This is a genomic window from Pelagimonas varians, assembly GCF_003208435.1.
Taxonomy (GTDB): Bacteria; Pseudomonadota; Alphaproteobacteria; order Rhodobacterales; family Rhodobacteraceae; genus Pelagimonas; species Pelagimonas varians.
In genome coordinates, this window is the sequence record NZ_QKMF01000010.1 from 145,839 (window position 1) to 171,323 (window position 25,485).

25 protein-coding genes are annotated in these 25,485 nt (G+C 55.2%); 13 read left to right on the forward strand and 12 right to left on the reverse strand.

What is annotated here, in order from left to right; translation table 11 throughout:
* Positions 1-115: 115 nt before the first annotated feature.
* Together C8N36_RS14345 and C8N36_RS14350 are read right to left on the reverse strand one after the other, a co-directional pair.
* Positions 116-859: a lysophospholipid acyltransferase family protein gene (locus C8N36_RS14345; protein WP_097805282.1), complete on the reverse strand. Its 744-nt coding sequence runs from the start codon at positions 857-859 to the stop codon at positions 116-118.
* A gap of 199 nt (positions 860-1,058) precedes the next feature.
* Entirely contained in the window at positions 1,059-2,081 is a 1,023-nt protein-coding gene (locus tag C8N36_RS14350; protein WP_097805281.1) for an AraC family transcriptional regulator, read from the reverse strand.
* A 112-nt stretch (positions 2,082-2,193) separates the two neighbouring features.
* Between C8N36_RS14350 and C8N36_RS14355 the strand changes: the two genes are divergently transcribed.
* From C8N36_RS14355 to C8N36_RS14365, 3 genes are all read left to right on the forward strand, one after another.
* Positions 2,194-3,951: an acyl-CoA dehydrogenase family protein gene (locus C8N36_RS14355; RefSeq protein ID WP_097805280.1), complete on the forward strand. Its 1,758-nt coding sequence runs from the start codon at positions 2,194-2,196 to the stop codon at positions 3,949-3,951.
* A gap of 20 nt (positions 3,952-3,971) precedes the next feature.
* On the forward strand, positions 3,972-4,778 hold the full coding sequence (locus tag C8N36_RS14360) for a crotonase/enoyl-CoA hydratase family protein (protein ID WP_097805279.1): 807 nt from the start codon (positions 3,972-3,974) through the stop codon (positions 4,776-4,778).
* Between the two features lie 61 nt (positions 4,779-4,839).
* Positions 4,840-5,523, forward strand: coding sequence for a nitroreductase (locus tag C8N36_RS14365; protein ID WP_097805402.1), 684 nt, complete (start codon positions 4,840-4,842; stop codon positions 5,521-5,523).
* Here C8N36_RS14365 and C8N36_RS14370 read toward each other — a convergent pair.
* Entirely contained in the window at positions 5,520-6,212 is a 693-nt protein-coding gene (locus tag C8N36_RS14370; protein WP_097805278.1) for a Crp/Fnr family transcriptional regulator, read from the reverse strand. The two genes, C8N36_RS14365 and C8N36_RS14370, sit on opposite strands and share 4 nt — an antisense overlap.
* 94 nt (positions 6,213-6,306) lie before the next feature.
* On the opposite strand from C8N36_RS14370, the gene C8N36_RS14375 reads away from it, so the two are divergent.
* The 5 genes from C8N36_RS14375 to C8N36_RS14395 all read left to right on the forward strand — a co-directional run bounded on the left by C8N36_RS14375 (position 6,307) and on the right by C8N36_RS14395 (position 12,577).
* Entirely contained in the window at positions 6,307-7,128 is an 822-nt protein-coding gene (locus C8N36_RS14375) for a hypothetical protein (RefSeq protein WP_245910834.1), read from the forward strand.
* A gap of 77 nt (positions 7,129-7,205) precedes the next feature.
* A complete protein-coding gene (locus C8N36_RS14380) occupies positions 7,206-8,984 on the forward strand; it encodes a DUF3604 domain-containing protein (protein ID WP_097805277.1) in 1,779 nt (592 codons plus the stop codon).
* Between the two features lie 30 nt (positions 8,985-9,014).
* Positions 9,015-9,998 carry a SphA family protein gene (locus tag C8N36_RS14385; protein ID WP_097805276.1) on the forward strand — a complete coding sequence of 328 codons (984 nt, stop codon included), beginning with the start codon at positions 9,015-9,017 and terminating at the stop codon, positions 9,996-9,998.
* A 219-nt stretch (positions 9,999-10,217) separates the two neighbouring features.
* Positions 10,218-10,790 carry a hypothetical protein gene (locus C8N36_RS14390; RefSeq protein WP_097805275.1) on the forward strand — a complete coding sequence of 191 codons (573 nt, stop codon included), beginning with the start codon at positions 10,218-10,220 and terminating at the stop codon, positions 10,788-10,790.
* Between the two features lie 122 nt (positions 10,791-10,912).
* Positions 10,913-12,577 carry a methyl-accepting chemotaxis protein gene (locus C8N36_RS14395; RefSeq protein WP_170125882.1) on the forward strand — a complete coding sequence of 555 codons (1,665 nt, stop codon included), beginning with the start codon at positions 10,913-10,915 and terminating at the stop codon, positions 12,575-12,577.
* Between the two features lie 19 nt (positions 12,578-12,596).
* On the opposite strand, the gene C8N36_RS14400 is transcribed toward C8N36_RS14395, so the two are convergent.
* From C8N36_RS14400 to C8N36_RS14410, 3 genes are read right to left on the reverse strand one after another with little or no spacing between them, the layout of a single operon-like run.
* Complete coding sequence (locus C8N36_RS14400; RefSeq protein ID WP_245910836.1) at positions 12,597-13,289, reverse strand: GntR family transcriptional regulator; 693 nt, start codon at positions 13,287-13,289, stop codon at positions 12,597-12,599.
* A complete protein-coding gene (argE, locus tag C8N36_RS14405) occupies positions 13,273-14,442 on the reverse strand; it encodes an acetylornithine deacetylase (protein WP_097805273.1) in 1,170 nt (389 codons plus the stop codon). The genes C8N36_RS14400 and argE overlap by 17 nt, the downstream gene beginning before the upstream one ends.
* A 3-nt stretch (positions 14,443-14,445) precedes the next feature.
* Positions 14,446-15,630 carry a M24 family metallopeptidase gene (locus tag C8N36_RS14410; RefSeq protein ID WP_097805399.1) on the reverse strand — a complete coding sequence of 395 codons (1,185 nt, stop codon included), beginning with the start codon at positions 15,628-15,630 and terminating at the stop codon, positions 14,446-14,448.
* A gap of 159 nt (positions 15,631-15,789) precedes the next feature.
* On the opposite strand from C8N36_RS14410, the gene C8N36_RS14415 reads away from it, so the two are divergent.
* Positions 15,790-17,163 carry an aspartate aminotransferase family protein gene (locus C8N36_RS14415; RefSeq protein ID WP_097805272.1) on the forward strand — a complete coding sequence of 458 codons (1,374 nt, stop codon included), beginning with the start codon at positions 15,790-15,792 and terminating at the stop codon, positions 17,161-17,163.
* A 55-nt stretch (positions 17,164-17,218) separates the two neighbouring features.
* Here C8N36_RS14415 and C8N36_RS14420 read toward each other — a convergent pair whose 3' ends face one another.
* Positions 17,219-17,929, reverse strand: coding sequence for a GntR family transcriptional regulator (locus tag C8N36_RS14420; RefSeq protein WP_097805271.1), 711 nt, complete (start codon positions 17,927-17,929; stop codon positions 17,219-17,221).
* A gap of 112 nt (positions 17,930-18,041) precedes the next feature.
* Here C8N36_RS14420 and C8N36_RS14425 point away from each other — a divergent pair, with 112 nt between their 5' ends.
* Positions 18,042-18,365 (forward strand): cupin domain-containing protein, encoded by a 324-nt coding sequence (locus C8N36_RS14425; RefSeq protein ID WP_097805270.1) that lies wholly within the window; start codon positions 18,042-18,044, stop codon positions 18,363-18,365.
* A 12-nt stretch (positions 18,366-18,377) separates the two neighbouring features.
* On the forward strand, positions 18,378-19,202 hold the full coding sequence (gene kduI / locus C8N36_RS14430) for a 5-dehydro-4-deoxy-D-glucuronate isomerase (RefSeq protein ID WP_097805269.1): 825 nt from the start codon (positions 18,378-18,380) through the stop codon (positions 19,200-19,202).
* A gap of 32 nt (positions 19,203-19,234) precedes the next feature.
* Here the strand turns inward: kduI and C8N36_RS14435 are convergent, their stop codons facing one another.
* Genes C8N36_RS14435 through C8N36_RS14455 form a run of 5 tightly spaced genes read right to left on the reverse strand, consistent with a single transcriptional unit; the run spans position 19,235 to position 23,959 of the window.
* Positions 19,235-19,792: a DUF3833 family protein gene (locus C8N36_RS14435; RefSeq protein WP_097805268.1), complete on the reverse strand. Its 558-nt coding sequence runs from the start codon at positions 19,790-19,792 to the stop codon at positions 19,235-19,237.
* Positions 19,789-21,015: an MFS transporter gene (locus C8N36_RS14440; RefSeq protein WP_097805398.1), complete on the reverse strand. Its 1,227-nt coding sequence runs from the start codon at positions 21,013-21,015 to the stop codon at positions 19,789-19,791. The genes C8N36_RS14435 and C8N36_RS14440 overlap by 4 nt, the downstream gene beginning before the upstream one ends.
* Positions 21,015-21,521, reverse strand: a complete 507-nt coding sequence (locus tag C8N36_RS14445; RefSeq protein WP_097805397.1) for a hypothetical protein — start codon at positions 21,519-21,521, stop codon at positions 21,015-21,017. The genes C8N36_RS14440 and C8N36_RS14445 overlap by 1 nt, the downstream gene beginning before the upstream one ends.
* Positions 21,514-22,671 (reverse strand): SAM-dependent methyltransferase, encoded by a 1,158-nt coding sequence (locus tag C8N36_RS14450; protein ID WP_097805267.1) that lies wholly within the window; start codon positions 22,669-22,671, stop codon positions 21,514-21,516. The genes C8N36_RS14445 and C8N36_RS14450 overlap by 8 nt, the downstream gene beginning before the upstream one ends.
* Complete coding sequence (locus tag C8N36_RS14455; RefSeq protein ID WP_097805396.1) at positions 22,610-23,959, reverse strand: NAD(P)/FAD-dependent oxidoreductase; 1,350 nt, start codon at positions 23,957-23,959, stop codon at positions 22,610-22,612. Before C8N36_RS14455 ends, C8N36_RS14450 begins: the two co-directional genes overlap by 62 nt.
* A 123-nt stretch (positions 23,960-24,082) precedes the next feature.
* Between C8N36_RS14455 and C8N36_RS14460 the strand changes: the two genes are divergently transcribed.
* A complete protein-coding gene (locus C8N36_RS14460) occupies positions 24,083-24,868 on the forward strand; it encodes a DUF1365 domain-containing protein (protein WP_097805266.1) in 786 nt (261 codons plus the stop codon).
* Positions 24,865-25,485, forward strand: a 621-nt coding sequence (locus C8N36_RS14465) for an SDR family NAD(P)-dependent oxidoreductase (RefSeq protein ID WP_110767911.1), incomplete at its 3' end; no start/stop codon positions are given. The genes C8N36_RS14460 and C8N36_RS14465, both read left to right, overlap by 4 nt.

Consider the following 25,485-nt stretch of genomic DNA (forward strand, 5'->3'; position numbering starts at 1 on the left):
ACCCCGACTTTCCGGTCTATGTCTCAATTTGTTTACAAATAATTAACGATGATCGGCGGCTGTTAAGAACTTGGCATGTTGTCACAAAATACATTGAATTTCGGGATAAGTTTTCTCAATTCCGCGTCTTTTGGCCGGTTTCAGCGTCATACACCGCCGCCATTTTTGATCGCAAAACGGCATTGCATTGATCGGCAGTCATGGTCGGATCAAGCAGCACAGGCGGCAGCACTTTGATGTGAATGGTCCCCTTGTGTGCCCAAAACGCGCCGCGTCCCAACAGTGTGTCTGATCCAATGATAACAATGGGACGCACGGCGCGATTTGTCGCCTGAGCGATCAAAACAGCCCCTGCTTTGAAAGGACCAAGGCCGGTGTCGCGGGCGCGTGTCCCTTCGACGAACAAAATCGGGGATCGCCGTTCGGGCATGCCCTGTACCGCGTCGGTCAGGGAGTCCAAGGCATGCTTTCCCTTGTCGCGATCGATTTCAAGCAGTCCGGCTCCGGTAAATCCACGGCGCAATAGCGCGGCGCGGCAAAGCTCTTTCTTGGCTCCGAAGGTCACCCATTTTTCATCCGGAATGACATGCAACAAGCTGAACCCGTCCAGATGACTGCGGTGGTTGGCGACGATAACGCTGTTGGTATCGGTGGCCAGCGCGGCGCGGTCGGCGTCGCTTATCTCGACGCGAATGCTCAAAAGCCACAAAAACCAGGAACATGATCGTGACACCGTACGCCAGAACCAGCCGCGAAATCCGGGCCGGTGCCCGCACAGCGCTGGCACAAAGGCCACGAACAAAAATATGAAAGGCCCGACAAGAACCAAAAGCGCGCGTTTGAGTAAAAAGAAAATCATGTCGGGCAGGGGGGTGTGGCCCCATGCTTGGGCAGAGCAACAGCAAAGCGGGCCAGAACCATCTGAATATCCTTGTTCAAGGCGTCAGCACCGAACCGCCCGGATACCGCAGCCAAACAGACAGAAGGCTTTGGAAATGGCAAGCCCCTCAAGCCGGGTGTTTAGCGATAAGACTGAAACGCGGACTTAAGTCGCAGGTCTAACCGCGCACCCGCCTGCGAAACTGCCCGGGTGTTTCACCGGTCCAACCGCGAAAAGCGCGGTGAAAACTGGCAGGCGAGGCAAAACCGACATCTTGGGAAATGGCTTCTATGTTTTTAGGGCTCGCCAGATCGCGCATGGCCAAATCACACCGCAGCCCGTCTTTAATCGCCTGAAACGAGGTGCCTTCGGCCTTGAGTTGGCGGATCAAGGTGCGGGGGGTGATGTTCAGCGCCAAAGCTGCATCGTTCAGCGTGCTGCCCATCCGGTCTGACAACAACAGCATTTCGCGCAGTTGCAAGGGCAGGGCGTGTTCGCGAAAACTGGTGAAAATCCAGTCGCGGGGGGCGCGTTGTAAAAACGGTTGCATATCGGCTTCGCTAGCGGAAATCGGCAGATCCCCCAAGGATTTGACAAAGCTGATGCTGGAGGTTGATTGATCAAACTGGATCGGGGCGGGAAACAGGACGGGATAATCGGCGGCGAAGTCTGGCCGGACGAAGGTGAAACCAACCCGCGTCAGGGGCAGTTCACGCCGGACCAACCATGACGCAACTCCATGTGCCAGCTTCAACAACAACACATGACCAAAGGGCGAAATTTGTGCGTCGCTACTTGGCTCAAGGTGCAGTCTCAGGGTTTGGCGGCCTTCGCTGAGCCGCAAGGAATGATCGTCCAGCAAGAGATTCCAAAAGGTTGCAAACCGGTGCATCGCGGCGGCCAGCGATGACGCGCCCAACACCGAACAGCACAGCAGTTTCAGTGCGCCGTGCCGGATTGTGCGTGACCAAAGCCCCATCATCTCGTCTCCGGTTTCAACGGCCACAATGTGGTACAGCCTGACGATCTGGTCGTGGGTCACCCGACCGCGCCCTTGGCCTGCCAGCGCATTTAATCCGGTGCGGGTTAAAAAATCATCCACCTGCGAGGCTGGGCAATAGCCATGCAAAGCATCGAGCCATTCTTGAATGAACTCTTGTGACACGGTGGGTAAAACGGGTTGGGTGGGCTGTATGGACATAGTGCGACAATCGCTTCTAATGTCACTTTTTGCAAATTTTCTGTCGGCACATGCCATAGTCTGCCCTGATTTCAGCAACTACATAGTCAGAAAATATCATAGGAGGCTCTTCATGTCATTCCGCGCACCGGTTCAGGACATCACTTTTAACATCGAACATCTTAGCGATTGGCCGCGATTGGCTGCTTTGCCTGCGTATAGTGATTTTGAACTGGATGACGTGCAGGCCGTGCTTGAAGAATTTGGCCGGTTTTGTTCCGAAGAAATCGCTCCGCTGAATGCGCCGGGGGATCACGTCGGATCAACCTACGCCAATGGCAAGGTTACAACGCCGGACGGTTTTGCGGCGGCATATGGCAAATGCGTTGAAATGGGATGGCCCGGACTGCCGCATCCCGCAGAGCACGGCGGGCAGGGCATGCCGCGTGTGGTCGGGGCGGCAGCTACGGAAATCCTGAACGCCGCCAACATGAGCTTTGCGCTGTGTCAGCTCTTGACCGATGGTGCGGTCGAAGCCCTGTTGACCGCAGGATCAGAGGCGCAAAAGGCGACCTATCTGGAAAAGCTGATCACCGGCCAATGGACCGGTACGATGAACCTGACCGAACCGCAGGCGGGTAGCGATTTGGCAATGCTGCGCAGTCGGGCTGAGCCCGCTGGCGATGGCAGCTACAAGATTTCCGGAACCAAGATCTTTATCACCTACGGCGAACACGACATGGCGGAAAACACCGTGCATCTGGTGTTGGCCCGTTTGCCCGATGCCCCGCGCGGGGTCAAAGGGATCAGCCTGTTTCTGGTGCCCAAGTTCATGGTCGGTGCGGACGGAAGCATCGGGGATCGCAACGCCGTGCGCTGCGTCAGCATCGAACACAAGCTGGGCATCACGGCCAGTCCAACCGCGGTTTTGGAATTCGAAGGTGCGACGGGGTTCTTGATCGGGCAAGAACACGCGGGTCTGGAATACATGTTCACGATGATGAACGCAGCACGTTTTGCGGTTGGTGTGCAGGGCATCGCGATTTCCGAACGCGCCTATCAACAGGCTTTGGCCTACGCCGGGGACCGTGTTCAAAGCCGCCCCGTTGATGGATCATCGCGCGACGCTGTCCCGATCATCAATCACCCCGATGTGCGGCGCTTGTTGATGCGGATGAAGGCGCTGACCGAAGGCACCCGCGCCATGGCTTGCGTCGCAGCGGCGTGGCAGGATTTGGGGCACCATAATAGTGACGCGGCATCGGCTGCCCTGTCGGAATTTCTGACACCTTTGGTCAAAGGCTACAGCACTGAAATGGGCGTTGAAGTGGCGTCTTGCGGGGTGCAGGTGCATGGCGGCATGGGCTTTATCGAAGAAACCGGCGCGGCGCAGCATTATCGCGACGCCCGCATTTTGCCGATCTACGAAGGCACAACCGCAATTCAGGCCAACGATCTGGTGGGCCGTAAAACCCTGCGCGACGGCGGCGAAACCGCGATGCGTCTGGCGGGAATGATTGCCGAAACCCAAACCGCACTGGCCGCCGGATCAGTCGAAGCTCAGGCCGTTGCCCGCCGTTTGGGGCAGGCCCGCGCAGATTTCGAAGCCGTGGTCGCGCATCTTTTGGCCACGGCCAAGGACAACCCGAACGCCGCCTATGGGGCCGGTGTGCCTTATCTGATGCTGGCGGGCAATCTGGTGTCCGGCTGGCAATTGGGCCGTGCACTGCTGGCCGCCGAACAGGCCAGAACCCAAGGCGGTGATCCGGCCTTCTTGGCCTCGAAGATCGCAACCGCCCGCTTTTACGCCGATCACATTCTCGTAGATACCGCAAGCCAACGCACCCGCATTCTTGAGGGGGGCGATGCCCTTCTTGCGGCAGCGTTTTGATCTTTAGAAAGGACGCCGACATGACAAAAACGATTGATCAAAGCCGCTTTACCCACCTTGATCTGGACGCCCATGATGACGGCGTTTGGGTGGTCACGCTGAACCGTGCCAACAAGCGCAATGCCTTGAACCTCGATACTGTGGATGAGTTGATCGACTTTTTCACCGCCGCCCCCCGTGCCGGTGTCAAAGCCGTGGTTCTGGCCGGTTCCGGCGATCATTTTTGCGCGGGTTTAGACCTGATTGAACACCATGACGAAGATCGCAGCCCGGCTGATTTCATGCATGTTTGCCTGCGCTGGCACGAAGCGTTCAACAAGATGGAATACGGCGGCGTTCCGGTGATCGCAGCCTGCCAAGGCGCGGTTGTCGGCGGCGGCCTTGAACTGGCCAGTGCGGCGCATATTCGGGTGATGAATGAAACCACCTATTTCGCGCTGCCCGAAGGCCAGCGCGGGTTGTTCACTGGCGGGGGGGCCACCATCCGCGTGGCCGATCTGGTTGGCAAAGACCGGATGATCGACATGATGCTGACCGGCCGCGTCTATCAGGGCCAAGAAGCGCTGGACCTGCATTTGGCTCAGTATATGGTCGAAGGGTCGGTGATGGACAAAGCCTTGGAAATTGCGCGGCGGACCGCAGAAAACCTGCCGCTGACCAACTTTGCGATTTGCTCGGCGATCAGCCACATGCAAAACATGTCCCCCTTGGATGCCGCCTATGCGGAATCTGTGGTGGCCGGAGTGGTCAATACCCAAGCGCCAGCCCGCGAACGCCTTGCGGCCTTTGCGGACAAAAGCGCCGCGCGGGTGCGCCGCAACGATTGATATTTATCCGCGCCGCCTAGGGTATGGCGGCGCGGATCATATGCAGACAATGGGACGCAACATGCAGCTAGAACAGGCCATAAACGACCGCCGCTCTATTCGCGGGTTCACCGATCAACCGGTGCCGAAAGAGCTGCTCGAAGAGGTGATCGCGCTGGCCAATCGCGCACCGTCTTCGATGAATACGCAGCCATGGCATCTGCATGTTTTGACCGGCGCGCCGCTGGAACGCGTGCGCAAGGGCAACACAGAACGCATGTTGGGCGGTGTCACTCCGACCCGCGATATCGAAGACTACGCCGAATATGAGGGTGAGCACCGCAAACGCCAGATCGAAATCGCGGTGCAACTGTTCGAAGCCATGGGCATTGAGCGCCATGATGCCGAGCGCCGCCAAGATTGGGTCATGCGCGGCTTTCGCCAGTTTGATGCGCCTGTGTCGATTGTGGTCTGTTTTGACCGATCACTGCTTAACAACACGATCGCCCATTTTGACACTGGTGCGATGACCTACGGGTTGGTTCTGGCGGCTTGGGACAAGGGCCTTGGCGCGGTGATCAACGGCCAGGGTATTATGCAAAGTCCGGTGGTGCGCGAAGTCGCAGGGATTCCAGACGATCAGGTGATTTTGACCTGTGTGGCGCTTGGCTGGCCCGACCCTGACTTTGTCGCCAATTCGGTTGTGTCGCGCCGCCGCCCGATCAGCAATGTCACGCGGTTTTTGGGGTTTGAAAACGAAGGTTAATCACCCCCGTTCTCCGCCAGCCTTTTGGTCAACCCTTCGGGGTCCAAAAGCGTGATCGCGCGATAGTCGATCCGGATTTCACCGGCCTGTCGAAGCTGCTTCAAAACAGTGCTTGCGGAAGAGCGCGACAGGTTCGCCGCCACAGCCAGTTCTTGTTGAGTAATCGAAATGGAGCCAAGCGGCGGTGAGGCCGGATGTGCGAACCTGTGTCCCGCCAGACGCAGCAGCACTGCAACCAAACGCTTTTCGGCCGACGGTAGCATCAAATCATCAGCGGCACTAATGGCAAGGCCGGCATGTTGGACAACCAAGGCCGCAATCCAACGCCAGACCTGTGGATATGTCGCACTCAGTTTTTCGACGTCGGACTGGCGGATACGTATGAGGTGTAGATCCTCGGCGGCGTCGATTTCCATGATCCGAGGGCTGTTAGTGACAAGTTCCATGTCGCCGAACCAGAACCCCGGCCCGCACATATGGGCCAACCTTTGTTCATGTTCGTTCATGGCGATGTGCATGCGGATCACCCCTTGGGCGATTCCGTAAATATCGTGTTCTGCGGCCCCGATAGAGTAGACAAGCTGGCCAGCGGGCACATGAACCCAAGTTCCCAAGTCCAAAAACTGATCTGCAAAAGCTTGGGGCAAATCGCCAAGCCAACCTGCTTTAAGATGTTGAATTTTGGACATATGATTTCAAACTTTTTGGGAATGTGTAATTTTACACAATGTTTTTTGTCAGGCAATGGTATGTTTGATCTGGTGTTCTGGGAAAGGAACTATAGTGGAAAGACCGACGTTTTTTGTCAAAGCCGGACAAACTGTATCTGCAGGAAGAGGCCTGCGTTTCCTTGTGTCTATAGCGGCATTTTTGGCTGGTCCGGCATTTGCCGATGATGCGGGGCAATCACTAGAATCAGCGGTCAATGATCCTACCGCGTCGTTGATGGCGTTTCAGCTGCAAGACTATTACACCAGTTCCTACCACGGAGCGTCCGGTGCCACGGGAAATTTGGTTCAGTTTCGCGCTGCGATCCCATTTTCATTTGGCGGTCTCAATCATATTACCCGTCTAACGCTGCCTTACGTCACCAAAAGCCCGTCAGGGGCAACCGGCTTGACCGACGCAACGCTGTTTGATCTGGCCACTTTTGACCGGTCCTGGGGGCGGTTTGGATTCGGCGCTGTGGCTTTGCTGCCAACAGGAAGCGAAGGGCTAAGCGCCGAAAAATGGGGGTTGGGCCCTGCTGCCGGTCTGGTGGTGCAAAAGAAATGGGGATTGATCGGCCTGTTCAACCAGAACATTCTTACCGTTGCGGGCAACGAAGACATGCCGGACGTCAACATTTCCACAGTTCAACCCATTCTCAGCGTCGATTTAGACAAAGGCTGGTCCGCAGGGCTGTCAGAAATGACCATTGTTTATGACTGGGACGCGGGTGATTTTACGTCTTTGCCCTTGGGGGCAAAACTGTCCAAGATGACAAAAATCGGCGGTAAACCGGTACAATGGACCGTCAGTGCCGAACATAATTTCTATGATCAAGGGGCAGTTGGCCCCGAAAATACATACGGCTTTACGGCCAAATTGCTGCTTCCGAAATAGCCGGAATAACAACCCTTGACCTGCCGTTTGGATCAGACAAACGCGCAGGTCTTGATGTAGATTTGAAGGAAAGATCGATGAAGTTTCTTGTCATGTCGCTCGCTGCCGGATTGTTGGCGTCAACCGCCTTGGCCGATCCGCAACGCAACGCTTATTTCGGCGAAACCCATATGCACACGGCCCTGTCGCTGGATGCCTTTATTGGCGGTGCGCGATTGATGCCATCAGACAGTCTTCGTTTCGCCAAAGGCGGGTCGGTGATTGTGAATGGCCGCCACAAACAGCTGAGCCGCCCGCTGGATTTTGCTGCTGTTAGCGACCATGTGGAATATCTGGGCGAAATGTATTCAACGATTTTCCCGGATGCGCCGGGTTACATGCAGGACGATCTGGAACAGCTGCGGACACTGGAAACGCTAGAGGACAAACAGCAGTGGTTCTACAAATATGTGGTGTCCAACAATCGCGGTGAAAACCCCAGCCACCCACCGTTTTACCAAGGGCCGGAAACCACGCAGTCAGGTTGGACAATCATCAAGGACGCGGCCGAAGAACACAATGAGCCGGGCACCTTTACCGCTTTTGTGGCCTTTGAGTGGTCCGCAGCTCCCGGCGGAGGCAACATGCACCGCAACGTGATTTTCCGCGATGCGATTGCGCCGGATCTGCCCTTTTCCAGCTATGACAGCAACAAGGTCGAAGACCTTTGGAGCTGGTTGGAAAAAACCGCCGACGAGGGGTCGACCCTGTTGGCGATCCCGCACAACTCAAACGCGTCAAAACAGTTGATGTTCCCGGACGTCGACAGTTTCGGCAATGCGCTGACCACCGAATGGGCCGAGCGGCGCCAAAAGTGGGAACCTTTGATCGAGATGATGCAGATCAAGGGCAACTCCGAAGTGCATGAGGCCTTTTGGCAGGCGGATGAATTTGCCGGTTTTGAAAATGCCAATTCGATCCAGAAAAACTCGAACCGGTACTTCCACAAACGCGATTTTGTTCGCGAAGGGTTGAAAATTGGTTTGGCCAAGGAACAAGAGTTGGGTGTGAACCCGTTCATGTATGGCTTTACCGGCGGCACGGACAATCACAATGGTCTGACCGGCGATGTGGCCGAAGATGATTTTATGGGCGGACATGGCCCCGAAGACGGCACCGTTGATCGCCGCCGCACCGGCGGTGTTGGTGGCTGGATAGATGGATCGGATCTGTCGATCGGATCCCTTGCCGGTGTCTGGGCCGAAGAAAACACCCGCGGGTCCATCTGGGACGCGATGAAGCGGCGTGAAACTTTCGCGACATCGGGCACCCGCCTCAAGGTGCGGATGTTTGGCGGTGTTGGCTTGTCCGCGACAGAGCCATTGACCATGGCAGCCGACGGCTATGCAAACGGGGTTCCGATGGGCGGGGTGCTGGGGGCGTCGGATCAAGCACCGACTTTTACCGTCTATGCCGAAAAAGACGCAATGGGGGCCAATCTGGACCGGATCCAGATCATCAAAGGTTGGGTGGATGCCACTGGTGAGATTCACGAGAAGATCATCGATGTCGTCTGGTCCGGCGACCGCGCGGTCGGTGACGATGGCAAACTACCACCGGTGGGCAATACGGTTGATTTGAAAACGGCGCTCTATACCAATGACATCGGGGCGGCGACCTTGTTCGGGTCGTGGACCGATACGGATTTTGAGCCAACGGACGGGGCGTTCTATTATGCGCGGGCGCTGGAAATCCCGACGCCGCGTTGGACGACTTATGATGCTGTGCGCAATGACCTACCGCTGCTGAATGAAGTTGCGCCTGTCATTCAAGAACGCGCTTGGGGCTCTCCGATCTGGTATGCTCCGAAGTCATGAACCTGCCTCTAGCTTTGGAAAGTGTGTCTTATGTCTCTTAAATCAAAAGCCGCTTTGGCTGCCCTTTTAACAGCTACACTCGGCACCCCTGCACTTGCGGTCGAAGGCGGTGCCGGGGCCTATTTACTGGGGTCACGCGAAGGGTTCGCGGGTATTGTGCCCGGTCCGGGTACCTATGTTGGCATCGACGTGGTTTATGCTGAAGGAGAGGTCGAAGGGCTATCGCTAGGCGGTTTGCCCGTTCGCGCCAAATCGGACCTTAATGTGACCTTTGCCAAGTTGAGCATCACACAGGTTCTTGAAACGCAACTGTGGGGCGGGTCGCTTGCCTTCAATATCAATGTGCCATTTGTGATGGATGCGGGCCTGACCTTTACCGGGATAACCCCGCCGATCAACGGCATCCCGATCGAAGACAGCACTTCGGGCATCGGGGACATTACATTGACCTCACTGCTTGGGTGGCATAGCGGCAACCTGCATTATAGTGCCGGCCTTTCGGTGTTTGCACCAACCGGCAGCTATAATACGGCGTCGGTTGATGTGCCAAACCGGACGATCAGCGCGCTGAACACCGGTAAGAATATCTGGTCTTTTCAGCCAGTGGTGGCGGTCACACATTTTGATACCACCAGCGGTCTGGAATTTTCAGGTGCGGCTAGCGTTTTGTTCAGCACCCGAAATCATGACACCGACTATCAAAACGCACCGGCTTTGAACCTTGAGGCCGCTGTAATGCAGCACACCAAGTCAGGCTGGGCTTTTGGCCTTGCGGGGTATGCCTATTCGCAACTTGGCGATGATACCGGCTCGGGCGCGGACGCCACGCGTAAACTGTTGGAAGTGGATAGTCTGCGCGCCGAAGTTTACGGTGCGGGGCCGGTTGTCAGCTTTTCGGGGATGACAATATTTGGGGCGGACGCCACGTTGAAGCTGAAGTATTTCACTGAATTTGGCGCGAAGAACCGATTTGAAACGGATACGCTTTGGACCAACATTGCCTTCACCTTTTAAGAGTTTTGGCGCGGGCTAAGCCGTTATGACACGCCAGCTTTGAAAATTTTTGTACCCTACCGGTTGTCGGGCGGGGGCATCTTTGTATTGAAAACAGACGGAAATTTTGGGCTGGCCCGCAGGACTCTGACAACTCTAATCATTTAGATTTCCAAATTATGTCTTGCTCAATAATTGGCGTCCTACTGTTGGCAGGTCTCAAACAGTAGGATCATTAAAATGAAATTCGGCACTAAGATAGCCCTCGCGCTAACCCTCTGCGGCTCTCAGATCCATGCGTCTGAATATGACGCTGCCATGCAAAGTTTTTTGGACGGAAATATTCGCAATTGGGCGACTGCCCCGGAGATTGTTTCAGCAATCCAGTCTCAAAACACGACAACGTCTGGGTTTGACGAAGCACACATTATTGATCTTGATACTATCTGGCGGTCCGAAGTCGGCAGCGATAGCACGCCGACGATTACGCCAGTTTTGAACAACGCTGCGGCAGAATTTTTACGTGGTCAGGTTGCCCAGATGGACGGGATGATCACCGAAGTTTTCATTATGGACTCAGTCGGTTTGAATGTTGCCGCCTCCGGCGTGACGTCGGATTACTGGCAAGGAGATGAAGCCAAATTCACCCAAACCTATGCTGTTGGGTCGGACGCGGTGCATTTCAGCGACATCGATTTTGATGAATCCAGCCAGTCGTATCAGGCTCAAATTTCGTTTACGATCATTGATCCTGCATCCGGTGCACCCATCGGAGCGATGACAGTTGGCGTTTTGGCTGACGGGCTCATGTAGGTTCTCAATCTAACAAGTTTACTGATGTGAAACTCAATGGGAATTGGTGAATGGCAAATCCGGTTAAATCTGGCGTCCTAAAAGGGGCCCATAATTCATTGTTCATGCGATGTGCTGGGCTGATGACAATGACAACAATTGTTGTTGCCGGTATTTTGTCGGCCTTGTCGACCAATCTTGCAAATGATCTGGTCACCCAAGGTGTCGCAGAAAAAGCCCAGGGAACGTTGGTTCAAAAGGCGGATTTGCTGGCCAATCCGGTGAAGTTCAAGGTGGATGCCAAGATCGAGGCAGAGATTAGCGACGGTTTGCAAACACTCGGGGACAGCAGCCTTGGAATTGTCGTTGTGGATGTCAACGGGGCCTTGTTGAACAATTCGGATGCAACGCCAGAGCTGTTGGCAGAGTTGCAAGCCATTGCGCTTCAATCGATTGGCTCGGCGCAGGCAGAGGCATCACAAAGCAACCGGATTCTTGCACGTCCAATTGTCGCGGGCTCGTCAGAAAGCGTTATCGGCGCTGTTGCCTTGGCCTGGACACCTGAGCCCGCCAAGGCCGCTATAATTGGACAGAAAATCAAAATTGCCGGGTGGGCCGCCGGTGTTTTTGTAGTCATGTCGATCCTAACGATTTATTTGTTGCGGCGGTCCCTTGGCCTCCCCATGGCGCGGCTAAGCGGTGCCATAGCCCGTGTGTCCGATGGCGACTACGAAACCCCAATCGGAATGGTCAATCGCCGCGATGAGTTGGGGGATGTGGCCCGCAAACTGGCGCATCTGATGGAAAAACTTCAAATCGCACGCGAAAGCGAGGTGGAAAAAGAGCGGCAGAATGAAGCACAGGTTGCCGTGGTTGAGCAATTGGGAAAGGGTTTGATGCAACTGGCGGATGGCGTGCTTCACAAGGAGATTACCGAGGAGTTTCCCGAGAGCTATAAGCTTTTACAACAAAACTATAATCGCGCGCTGCGTGGCTTGCACTCTGCGATCACAAGGGTCAGTGAAAACTCCGGGAATATTCGCCATCATGCGGATGAAATAGCGCAGGCTTCTACGGACCTGTCGCAAAGAACCGAAACACAGGCGGCCACCTTGGAGCAATCTGCAGCGGCGCTGGATCAAATGCTTGCGATGGTAAAAGACGCAGCAACAGCCGCGGAAGAAGCCGAAAATGCGGTTCAAAACACAACCAATTTGGCCTCCAGGAGCGGCGATGTCATGCGATCGGCGATGTCTGCAATGGGTGAAATCGAAAAGTCATCCGAACAAATCAACGACATTATTTCAGTCATTGATGACATTGCTTTCCAGACAAACTTGCTGGCTTTGAATGCGGGTGTCGAGGCTGCAAGGGCGGGCGAATCCGGCAAGGGCTTTGCTGTTGTCGCTTCTGAAGTCCAAGGCCTTGCGCAGCGAAGTGCCGAAGCGGCGCAACAGATAAAAGAGCTGATCGTTGGATCTGCGGATCAGGTGCAAGATGGCGTTATGTTGGTACAAAGCGCGGGATCTGCATTGGACGAAGTGTTGAGCAATGTGTCCGGTATATCCACGATGGTCGGCGGAATCGCCAAGCGGGCATCGGATCAGGCGGATGGCCTGAATGAAATCAACATCGGCGTTATGAACCTTGACCGTGTCACCCAACAAAATGCAGCCATGGTCGAAGAATCCGCAAGCGCCGCACAAATGTTGAGAAACGAGGCCATGGGTCTCAGTGATCTCGTTCAGACATTCACGTTAGATGACGGCGCGGTAGACGAGCACGAGGATCCTGCGCAAGCAGCTTGATCTTGTCCTTAGGACCCAGTCAGATGTTTTGCTGCTGCAATCGCTGAAAACTCATAGAGATGTGCGCGCGCTGGATGTGGGCTGCCGCGTTCAAATCGCCGGAGCGTAACGCCAATTGGATTGCCTCCAATTCTTGATGAAAAATGCGCACCTCTTCATCAAGATCAAGCTGAGCTTCGATGGCGGTTTTCAACCAAATACGCTTGGTTTGGAAGTATAGCCGTTCCATGGTTTGCCGCAGAGGAATGTTGGAGGTCAGCTCTAATAATACTTGAAATACTTCCATGTCAAAGCGGGTGAAATCATGCGGGGTGCCGGTGGCAATAACTTTGGCGCTGCGTTGCACTAAACTGTCAAAGCGGAGCATGAATTTTTCGTTTGGTGGTTCCGGATCCAACCTGCCTACCAATTCGGTCAGTTCTATCCGCAGTCGGTAAACTTGGGCCAGTTCAGCGATGTCGGAGTCGGTCACGATGGTGCCGACCCCATGATGTGATTGAACCAACCCTTCGTCCTCAAGCCGGGCCAAAACGCGCCGGATCGGCGTGCGGCTTGTTCCGAATTCTTCGGCAAGGGCGGCTTCCGACAGACGCATGCCGGGGGGATATTCCAACAGGCAAATGCGCTGCCGGATTTCGCCGTGCATCACCGCATGGCGGTCACGCACAGTCGGCTGCACAGGATCGTGCGGTGTCTCATTTTGGTATGTCACCCAACCGTTCCCCTAGCCGTTCCAGCATTGTCAGGCACTGAGACAGTTGATCAAGCGACAGAAATTCATCTGCTTTATGGGCCTGTTCAATCGAGCCGGGTCCGCAAACCACAACATCGGTGCCAAGGGCCTGAAAAATACCGGCTTCGGTCCCAAAAGCAACCAGATCCGCGGTATTGGCACCGGTGAGCGTCCCAAAAATCTCGCGGGCTTCATTTTTGTCGGTTGGCACCAGACCTGCAACTTCGCCGATGGTTTCCAACTCAATTCTGGCTTGTGGATGGATTGCGCGCATTTGCGGAAGCAGGTCCCGTTCACATAGCTGCCGCAAAGCGGTCTTTACATGTTCCGCATCCGAGGTTTGAACCGGCCGCATTTCCCAATCGATTTGCGCCTTGGAGGCGATGACATTATGGGCGACACCGCCATTGAGCGCGCCAACATTGATGGTGGTCCATGGGGGTTCAAACGGGCTGCCGTCCGGTGCCATGCCTCGTAATTCTTTTTTAAGTTCCAACAAGCGGTTCACATAACGGGCGGCAAATTCAACCGCGTTCACGCCAAGATCCGGCGTGGAGCCATGCCCCTCTAGCCCGTGAAAATGAGTGGAATACTCGTAGCAACCTTTATGCCCTTCGATAATGCGCATCATCGTTGGTTCGCCGATGATTGCCACGCCGGGTGTCACACCGCGATCTTGCAGGGTTTGGGCCAAATGCTGTGCGCCAAAGCAGCCGATTTCTTCGTCATAAGTTAAGGCGAAATGTACCGGCCGGTCACGGATTTGACGGGCAAATTCTGGTGCCATGGCAAGAATGGCCGCAATGAACCCCTTCATGTCACAGGTGCCGCGACCATACAGGCGGCCGCCCCGTTCTTCCATTTCAAAGGGGTCCGACTGCCAATCTTGATCGGCCACAGGCACCACGTCACTATGGCCGGATAGCAAAATGCCACCGTCAATTTCGGGCCCGAGGGTGGCGAACAGATTGGCTTTGGTGCCACAGGGCGCACTGATCACGTCAACTTTGGCCCCGCAGGTTTCGAGATGGGTCGCGGCAAAATCTATCAACGCTAGGTTGCTGCTGCTCGATACAGTTGGAAAGGCCACCAGTTCGCGCAAAAGATCCTTGGTTTTGCTGAGATTCCCCATGCCTCAGGCTTTGACAAAAAGCTTGCGGTCAACATCGCAAAGGGTTTCGGCCGGGCCGCTATCGTTGATCAAAATGGTTTCCGTGGTTTCCAGCCCCCATGTGTCCATCCACAAGGCAGGCATAAAATGGAACACCATGCCGGGCTGTAGTTCCGTCTGGTCTTCGCTGCGGATTGAGGCGCTGCGCTCCCCCCAGTCCGGCGGATAGCTGAGGCCGATGGGATACCCGCAGCGACCCTCACGATGAATACCGTGTTTTTTCAGAACGTTGATAAAGGCGTTGGCGATGTCGCAGGTCCGGTTTCCGGCCCGCGCGGCCTCAAGCCCTGCGGCGATCCCTTCCAGTTGCGCCTGCTCTGCGTCCAGCATTTCTTGGGGCGGAGTGCCCAGAAAAATCGTTCGACACAGCGGCGCATGATAGCGGCGATAACAGCCGGACAGCTCAAAAAACGTCGCCTCGCCGCTGCGCATGGGCGTGCCATCCCATGTTAAATGCGCCGCCGTGGCATCCAGACCCGAGGGAGTCAGCGGTACAATCGCCGGATAATCGCCCCAAATGTCATCGACGCCGGTGATGCCTGCATGAAAGATTTCGGCGACCAGATCGTTTTTGCGCACTCCGGGTTCGGCTTTGTCCAATGCTGTTGTCATGACCTTTTCTGAAATGCGGGCTGCTTTGCGAATGAACCCAATCTCGCTTTCGGATTTGATCAGGCGTTGCCAGTTCACCAAGGCCGTTGCGTCAACCAGTTGGGCATTTGGCAAAGATGAAACCAAAACAGCATGCGCCTTGGCTGAGTAATAATAGTTGTCCAGCTCCACGCCGATTGTGGCGGTGTCAAAACCCAAGGCTTTGATATGTCGGGCCAAATCTTGCATCGGATGGCGCTGGGTGGATTGTACGAAATGGTCGGCGTATCCGTGGATGTGATCGGTTTCCATCCAGCAGGTGCGACCCGCGCCGATGCTGTCCATATGGCGTCCCCACCAGACCGGATCGCCTTCCATGCCCAATAAAACCCCTTGGTGTACATAAAACGACCAGCCGTCATAACCGGTCAGCCAGGCCTGATTGGACGGGTCTGTGACAAACAACAGATCAAGGCCTGCTGTCTGCATAGCGGCTCGGGTTTTGGCGATGCGTCGGTCATATTCGGCGCGACTGAACGGGGCATTTTCCTGAGGCATCGGTCCATCCTTTTGTGGCATTTCGGTTCGTGATGTGTACAACGCTAAAAACGAAATGGTGATATTAGTAGATGTGTGTAAGTTTCACGCTGAAAATCAAGTGATTCTTGATATGTTGTACACAATACAGAATTTGCGAAGACAGAATGGGACCTATACATGCTGAAAAACGACCAACTTGACAGCTGGGATCGGGAAAATTTCTTTCACCCGTCGACCCATTTGGCACAGCACGCGCGCGGCGAAAGTCCGTCGCGCGTTATCAAGACCGCCAGCGGCGTCTATATTGAAGACCGCGACGGCAACAAAATGCTTGATGCCTTTGCCGGGTTATACTGTGTGAATGTTGGCTATGGCCGCACCGAGATTGCGGATGCGATCGCGGCACAGGCGTCGGAACTGGCCTATTATCATTCCTATGTCGGCCATGGGACCGAGGCATCGATCACCTTGTCCAAGATGATTTTGGACCGCGCGCCTGCGAATATGTCCAAAGTTTACTTTGGTCTTGGCGGGTCCGATGCCAATGAAACCAACGTCAAACTGGTTTGGTATTACAACAACATCCTTGGCCGTCCGGAAAAGAAAAAAATCATCTCGCGTTGGCGCGGGTATCATGGTTCGGGTCTGGTGACGGGGTCTTTGACTGGGCTAGAGCTGTTCCACAAAAAGTTTGATCTGCCGCTCGACAACATTTTACACACCGAGGCACCTTATTATTACCGCCGGGCAAATCTGGATCAAACCGAAGAACAGTTTGTCGCCCATTGTGTTGCTGCGCTCGAAGAGATGATCGACCGCGAGGGCGCGGATACCATCGCGGCCTTTATCGGTGAGCCGGTTTTGGGGACAGGCGGTATCGTTCCGCCACCCGCAGGATATTGGGCCGCGATTCAAGCCGTTTTGAAAAAGCACGACATTTTGCTGATTGCGGACGAAGTGGTCACCGGGTTTGGCCGCTTGGGCAGCATGTTCGGATCGGATCACTACGGGCTTGAGGCGGATATTATCACCATCGCCAAAGGGTTGACCTCGGCCTACGCGCCTTTGTCCGGTTCAATTATTTCAGACAAGGTTTGGAAGGTGTTGGAGCAGGGGACAGATGAAAACGGCCCGATCGGCCACGGCTGGACCTATTCGGCCCATCCGATCGGGGCTGCGGCCGGTGTCGCCAACTTGAAGCTGATTGACAGCCTGAACCTGATCGAAAACGCAAGCTCAGTGGGCGGGTATTTCCGGTCCGCACTGGCAGATGCGCTGCAAGACCATCCCAACGTCGGCGAGGTGCGCGGCGAAGGTATGTTGGCCGCTGTCGAGTTTGTGCGCGACAAAGACAGCCGCACGTTCTTTGATGCCGCGGACAAAATTGGCCCGCAAATTTCTGCGAAACTGCTGGAGCAAGACAGCGTGATTGCGCGCGCAATGCCGCAGGGGGATATCTTGGGTTTTGCGCCGCCGTTTTGCCTAAGCCGTGAAGAGGCTGACACTGTTGTGGCTGCGACCCAGCGCGCCGTCACTGCGGTTCTGGGCTAATCAGGCCCTGCCTGAAATTCCGGTTGGGGCTGGCAGCCCCACCGGACCATCAAGTTTAGGATGCGTGGGACACAACCAGATCGCGGACTTCGGGGCTGCGAATAATCTGGGCAAAAAGATCAATACAATTCAGATGCGCATCCATGGCGGCGGCGGCGGCAGGTCCGTCCCGCAAACTGATCGCGTCGAGGATATCCTGATGTGCAGCAATAACTTCTTGGTGGCGATTTTTGCCTTTGGACATGCGAATGGTTTGAACGCGGTCCACCGTCCCCAGCAGCGCACGAATGATGCGGCTGGCGGAGGGCATTTTAGCAATCTCGATCAGTGCGCTGTGGAATTCACGATCCAATTTCAAGAACCACGGCCCATCGCCTTGAGCGGCGGCCTGGGTTTGCAGATCGATCAAGTCTTGGAGTTTTATTAGATCAATCGCGCCGCGCTGCGATGCGGCCTCGGCCGCGACGGCCATTTCCAAAGCTCGGCGCAACATCAGGCTTTCGTAAACCCGCTCAAAGCTGATCTTTGAAACATAGCTGCCGCTTTGGGGCCGAATATCCATCAATCCCTCTTCGGACAGACGAATAAAGGCTTCGCGAACGGGGGTTTTAGACACCCCCAATTCTGTTGCAACATCCTTTTCAGACACCCGCGCACCGGGTTGCCATGTCATTGAAATAATCCGTTCGCGGATCTGTTCATAGACGCGTTGGCTGATCGGGATGCCAATCGAAGAGGGCGCTTTGCCAGAAATGGACTTTGACATATCACGCTTTCTATTGACGTATCAATTTATAAGTTACTAAGTCACCCAGTGCGATAGGGTCAATGAAAAGGTTGCCTATCGCCGAGTATAGATAGCAAAGAGGGCCAAAAACATGAATGAGACAAAAGATCAGAACCAAAGCTGGGTTGATTGCGGCAATGGTGTAGATCGCCGGGTTCGTGCTGAAAACCCTGATCTGATGGTTGTTGAATTTAGGTTTGCCACAGGCGGCAATGGCGCATTGCACAGCCACCCCCATACCCAATCCACTTATGTCAGCTCAGGTGTGTTCGATTTTACCATTGACGGTGAAACCCGACGGATTTCCGCCGGCGATTGCTTTGTTATTCCGTCAAACGCCGAACACGGATGTCAGTGCATCGAAGCGGGTCTGCTGGTCGATTGCTTTACCCCGCGCCGCGACGATTTTCTATAAGGGACGAATGCCATGTTGACCGTTGAAACACTATACGCTGTCGATCCAGAGGCCGCCAAAGGCTTTGATACCAAAGGGTTACGCAAGAATTTTCACGTTGGTGGTCAGTTTGCCAAAGGTGAAATCCGGCTAACCTATACGCATTATGACCGGATGATTGTCGGGGGCGCTGTGCCTGCGGGCGGTGAACTGGTGCTGGATCGGGTTGCGGAATGCGGGACCTCGTCTTTCTTGAACCGCCGCGAAGTCGGCATTTTGAATATCGGCGAAACCGGCACTATTCAGGCTGGCAATGACAGCTGGACGTTGGAAAACGGCGACATGCTGTATCTGCCCATGGGGTCCGGAGCGGTGACATTTGCCGGACATGGCCGTTTCTACATTGCTTCTGCCCCTGCACATCATGCCTATCCGGCAGCTTTGATCCGCCCCGAGGATGCAAACCAAGTGCATCTTGGGTCACCGGAAACAGCCAATCATCGGACGATCTGTCAGTGTATCCACCCCGACGGGGTCGAAAGCTGTCAGTTGGTGATGGGGTATACCCAGCTGCACAACGGATCGGTTTGGAACACCATGCCAACCCATGTGCATGACCGCCGTATGGAAGCCTATCTGTATTACAATGTGGCCAAGGAACAGCGCGTGTTCCACTTTATGGGCCACCCGCAAGAAACCCGGCATTTGGTCATGGCGAACGAGGATATCGTTCTATCGCCGCCATGGTCTATCCATTCGGGTGTTGGCACCGGATCCTATACATTCTGCTGGGCCATGGCCGGTGACAACATGCAGTTCACCGATATGGACATGGTTGCGATGGAAGACATCCGTTAAACCGCGCCGCACAATGTCCGGCCTGCCCAGTTTTATTGGGCAGGCTGCACAGGCCGCATTGTTGCAATCAGCTCCGCCACTTTCAGGCCGAACTTGCGCATTTCCGACTTGTTCATGATCGCGCCGTCGGCTGTTAGATACATCCAGTCCGTGGCTTGCAAGATGTGCCCGCCTGCGTCCTCGGGCAGGATAATGTCGTAGGTGATCCGAACGGTTGACCCGGACACGGTCCCTTGGGCCGTGCCGACCAAATCGTCAGCCGTGGCTGTAAAACTGTTTCCAGTTCCCAATTTCAAATACCACTTCCGGCTTTGTGTCTTGCCGTTGGAATAAGTGAATTCTTCGGACAAGGTGCCGGTGTCGCCGTCCCATTCCCCGACCATCTTGGCGACAAAGCTGTTGGTCATCTTGCCGGTCGGGCCGAAAATCAGCCCTTCGGACAGAATTTCGCCAGACAAATGCTTGGTCAACTCAAATTGCGGTCCGGTGTTGGCATAGTTTTCGGGCGCTTGGAATTTGAAGCTGAAGAAATAGGTTTTTGCGATCATCGCAATCAGGGCGATCATCAGGCAGGCGATGACAATTTTCATACTGCGGAGCTTTCTGAGGGCAGCGTCAGAGCAAATGCAAAGGCTGCTGTTTTTAAGAAACAAGGGAGAATGGCATAGGCAAACGTCAGTGCGGACAAGGCTTGGGCCGTGTTGTCACCGCCGGCTTGGAAACCGTTGAATTCCAACAGCGGCAACGCGCAAGCGGCGGCAAGCGCCAAGGCCAGTTTTCCGGCAAAGGACCAGATGCCAAAGGCGGTGGATGCGCTGAGCTCTGCTTTGGTTAAGGCAATGCAGAACATAGCGGGCAACAGCACCATGTCCGCACCTAGCGCTGCGCCCGACGCGGCGCAGATCAAGGCAAATCCCAAGAGGTTGCCTGAACCAATAAATGCGGCACCGACAAAACTAAGAATGGCAAGAGGCATCGCAAACAGCAAAGTACGTTTGGCACCGATCTTGTGGCTGACTTTGGTCCAGACCGGCACGCTGAGACCGGCACTTAGGAAAAACAAAACCAACAACGGACCGGCAAGGTCGGGTAGGTTCAGGCGGTCTTGGACAAAAAACAAAAACAGGGTTGATGTCAAAGCGACGGGTAGGCTGTTCAGCACAGCCAACATCAACAATCGCATGGCCCCCGCCTGCGTCAAACCCGCATATGACAGCGGTTGGCCTTTGACCACCGGACGCGCCCAGATAGGGCGGGTTACAATCGCCACAACGACCGCAATTGCGCCGAGTGCAATGCCAAACGCCGGATAGCCCTGCGCGCTGGCACCGAACCCCATCAGCACCGACGGGGCAATGGCCGCAAGGATCACGCCGCCCAACATGCCGCCTTCGCGCCAGGCCGCAAGCGTCATCAATTCACGCGGACCTTCGCGTTTGGCCAAGGTAGCGCTGCGCCCGTACAGCAAGATCATGCCAAGGCTGTAGGCAGAAAACAGCAGCATCAAGATCAAGATCAGCTTGGCCACCAAAAACGTGCCGCTGGTCAGGCCGAACATCAATGGAAACCCGATGGCCAAGCCCGCCGCCGCCAACAATGCAAATCCGGCTTGTGCTTGCGGCCAGCGGTCTACGGCCCATCCGATGAGCGGGTCCTGAAACAGGTCAAACAACCGGATCGCCAGCAAAATAACCCCAAGCGTGCCAAGGCCAACCCCAAGGTTGATGGCGGCAAATTGCGGCAGATGGATATACAAAGGGATCCCTGCCGCCGCCAGCATCAAGGCATATAGGCTGACGCGGGGGTACAGCATCATTGACCTTTCAAAGCACGCGTAAACCGCGCTGATCGCGTATTTTCGCCCAAGAAGATCGACATGAAACGGGTTTTGATACCGGGGTGGCGCAGGGTGCAAATGGCGGTCCCGTTGTACCAGAATCTAAGCGTATCGGGCCCTTCACTGACCGCAAGATAGCGATCACCGGGCGAAACGCCTTTGTAGCACCGTTCCAGATCTGTCCGTATCGGCAGGCTGGGGCCAACCCGTTTCATTTCGCGCAGCGTCGCTTCAACCATGTCGTATTGGGTCAGCTTACGCTTATAGGTCAACTCAAGCCCGAAATCCTCGGACCAGTTGAGCGGCGCTGCGTTTTTGGTGAACAAACGTGCATCATAGAGTTGGAACCCCAAATAGCGAAAGGTCGCTTGCCCCCGCAGCTCTGCGCCCGGAAGCGCCTTGGCAACGGACGCGGACACGCCGGCAGAGGGAATAACCAATAAGGCAAATGCCAGCGCAATATGACGGAGAAATTTACGCATGGCCAAGCTCGACTTGGACAACATTGGTGTGCCCGATCGCAAAAGACGCAGCGCAGATTTCAAGGTAATACTGCCAATTGCGGAAGAAACTTTCGCCATAGCCTTGCTCCAGTATCTTGCGCTTTTGACCGACCAGCCGTTCGGCCCAAATCCGGCAGGTTTTGCCGTAGTCCTGTCCAAAGGCAAAGTTGTCCTGAACCTTAAGACCAGCGGATTTTGCTTGATCTGCAATCACTTGATCAGACAAGAGCATCCCACCGGGAAAGACGTATTGACGGATGTAATCGGACGATCCGCGATAGGTTTCGAAAAACTCGTCGCGTACAGTGATGGCTTGCAACATCACCTTTCCACCCTCGGCCAGATTGCTCTTGAGGGCAGAAAAGTAGCTGGGCCAATAGCGTTCGCCGACAGCTTCGATCATCTCGATGGAAACGATATTGTCGAATTTTCCACTGACATCGCGATAATCGCGCAATTGGATATCCGCGCGGCCATCCAGGCGGCAATCGGCATAGCTGTGCTGGTTACGAGAGATTGTAACACCAGTCACATCGCGGCCTTCGGTGCTGGCATGTTCGGCAAAACCGCCCCAGCCGCAGCCTATTTCAAGCACCCGCTCGCCGTCGCCAAGCCGGGACATGACCCGCGCGTTTTTGCGGGTTTGAGCCTGAGCAAGATCATCGCCCTCGGGTCCGAATATGCCCGACGAATATGTCATGCCTTCGTCTAGCCACAGCTGGTAAAACTCGTTCCCGACGTCATAGTGCGCGCGAATGTTCTTGCGCGAACCGCGTTTGGAATTCGCCCGCAGAACTGTATCTACAAGCCGGAATTTCGCACGATTAAAGGGGCTTGCCTGATCATAACCGCCCATTTTATCGCGGTTTAGCAGGGCGACGCTCATCAACCCTTCGACAGATGGCGTGTCCCAAAGCCCTTGAACATAGGCTTCGCCCAATCCGACTTGGCCATGCGCGGCCATTGCAGACACTGCGGCCCAATCGTTGATGCGCATCTCGGCCTCTGGTCCGTGATCCCCGAATTGATAGCGTGCGCCGTCGGGGGTGCGCAGTGTCAGTTGACCGTCATGCAGTTGCGCGCAGGTCGCCAGGAATTCCGACTTTAGGGCTTTGTTCGTCAATGTCATGGTCAGATCCTTTGGTTGCGTATGCGGTTTCAGAGTTCATTTTACGGACAATCCGCATGGCGCTGGCAATGCCGTCTTCGTGGAAACCATTGCGGTTGTACGCCCCCGCGAACCACGTGTTGTTGGTGCCTTGCATCTCTTGGATTTTGAGCTGCGCCTGCAGGGCCGGTTTGTCAAAAACCGGATGCGCAAATTCGACGCTGTCATACACTTTGTCGGCGGGGATCGGTTTTGACGGGTTCAAAGTGACGAACAACGGGTCGGATTCGGGAATGTTTTGTAGGCGGTTCATCCAATAGGTGATGCCGACGCCGCCTTCTTGCGACCGGTAGGCCCAGCTGGACCAGCAACCGCGCCGCTTTGGCATTTGGGTTTCGTCGCAATGCAAGACTGCGGTGTTCGGTTGATAGCGGATGGCACCAAGCGTGCCGGTTTCGGCAGGGGTTGCACCGGCACCCAAGATCGCAAGCGCCTGATCCGAATGGCAGGCCAAAATGATGTCGTCAAAGCTGTGCAGCTCTTGACCTTGAGCTTGAACCTGTCCGCCAGTTGTGTCGCGTGTGACAGACTCGACAGGGGTTCCGGTATGGATTTTCACGCCGCGCGCTAAAAGTGCTGTTTCCAACCGGCTGACATACTCAATGCTGCCGCCTTTGACCGTCCACCACTGGTGCTGGCCCGTGCCCGCCAAAAGGGCGTGGTTGCGGAAAAAGTGGATCAAAGATTTTGCGGGAAACGCGTCGACTTCGCCAGCGGGGGTTGACCAGATCGCGCCGCACATCGGCATCAGGTAATTGTCGCGAAACCATGTTCCAAGGCCAAGCTTGGTGACCAATTCGCCAATGGTGATTTCGTCATCGACTGCGGCGGCTTCGGCTTCCTTGCCAAAGCGCAAGATGTCCGCGACCATCTTGTAAAATTGCGGCCGCACCAGATTGCGCTTTTGCGCTGAAATCGCTTTGAAACTGTTCAACCCGTATTCGATTTTACCATCGTCGATGCTGGCGCAAAAGCTCATCTCGCTTTTTTCGACCGGCACGTTCAGATCGCGGAATAATCGCGTCAGATAGGGGTAGGTGGCGTAATTGAAGACGATGAACCCGGTGTCGACAGGTTGATCCCCGTTTTTTCCGGCAATGACAGTACGGGCATGCCCGCCCAGACGCGGCGCGGCCTCGTACAAGGTCACGTCGTGGTTGGGTGACAGATAGTAGGCTGCCGCCATACCGGAAATGCCACCTCCGACAATGGTAATCTTGCGGCGCGAGCCACGGATTTGATCGAGCATGCGGTCCTCGTTTTCACTTGGTTTGAAGGGGATACGCGGGGCAACCACGATTAGATCACATTTAGTTTTAGAAAATCACCGTCCAGGGTGATCTAATGGCCGCTGCCTGCCGTACAAAAGCATATGATCCAACACATCCAAGCCCAAACCTTTCACGCCCGCCGCGGCAGCATCAAAAACGCCTTCCGCTATGGGGTCGACTATCTGCTGACCGACATGTCACCGGAAACGGTGCCCCTTTTGTCGCGCAACCGGTTCAATCTGTTTTCGATCCACGATCGCCATCACGGCGGTCCGCGCGGAGATGGGCACGGGGTCGAATGGTTCCGCAACGAGCTTGAACAGCGGGGGTTTCCGGTTGAACGGGCGCAGCTTTTGTTGCTGACCCAGCCGAGCTTCCTTTGGTTCCAGTTCAATCCGGTCAGTTTCTGGATCGCGGTTATCGATGGCTCGGCGCGTGCTTTCATCGCCGAGGTGAACAATACTTTCGGGCACCGCCATTGCTATTTTTGCGCCCACAGAGACTTTCGGCCGATCGAATGGTCAGAGACATTGGAGGCGGAAAAACTGATGCATGTATCGCCATTTCAACAGGTTGCGGGCCAGTACAGCTTCAACTTCGAAATGACGGATCGCGCCTTCAATATCCGTATTTCATTTGAAAACGGGGACCAAGGCGTGCTGGCCACGTTGAATGGAATGCGCAGGCCGGCGACATCAAAATCACTTCTCGGCGCAGCGTTCCGCCGGCCATTGGGGGCCGTGCGGGTTGTCGCTTTGATCTATTGGCAAGCGTTGAAACTCTGGCTCAAGCGTGCCCCGTTTTTGCGCAAGCCAGAGCCGCCGGAACCTTTGGTGTCGAACAGCCGGAATTATTCAGGGGTTGCGGCCAAGAGAACAGGCACATGAACCGGTTCCAAGGGAAAACCTATTGGGTGATCGGGGCCAGCGAAGGGTTGGGACGTGAAATTGCAAAAGGATTGGATGAGGCCGGAGCGCATGTGATTGTCTCCGCACGGTCCATGGCACGCCTGCAACATCTGACCAGCGGGTTGAACAACGCGCGGGCGCTGCAAATGGACGTCACGGATGCGCAATCGGTTTTGGCTGCGGCGCGAGCGTTGGGACCAATCGACGGTGTTGTCTATAACGCAGGGGCCTATGATCCGATGCGGACCCAAGATTGGGACGGCAATGCGGCCTTGCAAATGGTTGATGTCAACTTCAACGGCGCGCTGCGGGTTTTGGGGCAGGTGATCCCTGAATTTGTGCATGAAGAACGGGGCGATATCACTTTGATAGGCTCGCTTGCAGGATATCGTGGGCTGCCTGCTGCGATTGGTTACGGGGCGAGCAAAGCCGCGTTAATAAGCCTTGCAGAAACCATGCGGCACGATTTGAAGGGCAGCGGCGTGACAATCCGAATTGTGAACCCCGGCTTTATCAAGACCCGTCTGACCCAAAAGAATGACTTTGAAATGCCGCAGCTTATGTCCCCTGAAACGGCAGCGGGATATGTTTTAAAG

Coding starts and splice junctions, on each gene's coding strand:
- C8N36_RS14345 (WP_097805282.1), bottom strand. CDS start 859: ATGATTTTCTTTTTACTCAAACGCGCGCTTTTGGTTCTTGTCGGGCCT.
- C8N36_RS14350 (WP_097805281.1), bottom strand. CDS start 2,081: ATGTCCATACAGCCCACCCAACCCGTTTTACCCACCGTGTCACAAGAG.
- C8N36_RS14355 (WP_097805280.1), top strand. CDS start 2,194: ATGTCATTCCGCGCACCGGTTCAGGACATCACTTTTAACATCGAACAT.
- C8N36_RS14360 (WP_097805279.1), top strand. CDS start 3,972: ATGACAAAAACGATTGATCAAAGCCGCTTTACCCACCTTGATCTGGAC.
- C8N36_RS14365 (WP_097805402.1), top strand. CDS start 4,840: ATGCAGCTAGAACAGGCCATAAACGACCGCCGCTCTATTCGCGGGTTC.
- C8N36_RS14370 (WP_097805278.1), bottom strand. CDS start 6,212: ATGTCCAAAATTCAACATCTTAAAGCAGGTTGGCTTGGCGATTTGCCC.
- C8N36_RS14380 (WP_097805277.1), top strand. CDS start 7,206: ATGAAGTTTCTTGTCATGTCGCTCGCTGCCGGATTGTTGGCGTCAACC.
- C8N36_RS14385 (WP_097805276.1), top strand. CDS start 9,015: ATGTCTCTTAAATCAAAAGCCGCTTTGGCTGCCCTTTTAACAGCTACA.
- C8N36_RS14390 (WP_097805275.1), top strand. CDS start 10,218: ATGAAATTCGGCACTAAGATAGCCCTCGCGCTAACCCTCTGCGGCTCT.
- C8N36_RS14395 (WP_170125882.1), top strand. CDS start 10,913: ATGACAATGACAACAATTGTTGTTGCCGGTATTTTGTCGGCCTTGTCG.
- argE (WP_097805273.1), bottom strand. CDS start 14,442: ATGGGGAATCTCAGCAAAACCAAGGATCTTTTGCGCGAACTGGTGGCC.
- C8N36_RS14410 (WP_097805399.1), bottom strand. CDS start 15,630: ATGCCTCAGGAAAATGCCCCGTTCAGTCGCGCCGAATATGACCGACGC.
- C8N36_RS14415 (WP_097805272.1), top strand. CDS start 15,790: ATGCTGAAAAACGACCAACTTGACAGCTGGGATCGGGAAAATTTCTTT.
- C8N36_RS14420 (WP_097805271.1), bottom strand. CDS start 17,929: ATGTCAAAGTCCATTTCTGGCAAAGCGCCCTCTTCGATTGGCATCCCG.
- C8N36_RS14425 (WP_097805270.1), top strand. CDS start 18,042: ATGAATGAGACAAAAGATCAGAACCAAAGCTGGGTTGATTGCGGCAAT.
- kduI (WP_097805269.1), top strand. CDS start 18,378: ATGTTGACCGTTGAAACACTATACGCTGTCGATCCAGAGGCCGCCAAA.
- C8N36_RS14435 (WP_097805268.1), bottom strand. CDS start 19,792: ATGAAAATTGTCATCGCCTGCCTGATGATCGCCCTGATTGCGATGATC.
- C8N36_RS14440 (WP_097805398.1), bottom strand. CDS start 21,015: ATGCTGTACCCCCGCGTCAGCCTATATGCCTTGATGCTGGCGGCGGCA.
- C8N36_RS14445 (WP_097805397.1), bottom strand. CDS start 21,521: ATGCGTAAATTTCTCCGTCATATTGCGCTGGCATTTGCCTTATTGGTT.
- C8N36_RS14450 (WP_097805267.1), bottom strand. CDS start 22,671: ATGACATTGACGAACAAAGCCCTAAAGTCGGAATTCCTGGCGACCTGC.
- C8N36_RS14455 (WP_097805396.1), bottom strand. CDS start 23,959: ATGCTCGATCAAATCCGTGGCTCGCGCCGCAAGATTACCATTGTCGGA.
- C8N36_RS14460 (WP_097805266.1), top strand. CDS start 24,083: ATGATCCAACACATCCAAGCCCAAACCTTTCACGCCCGCCGCGGCAGC.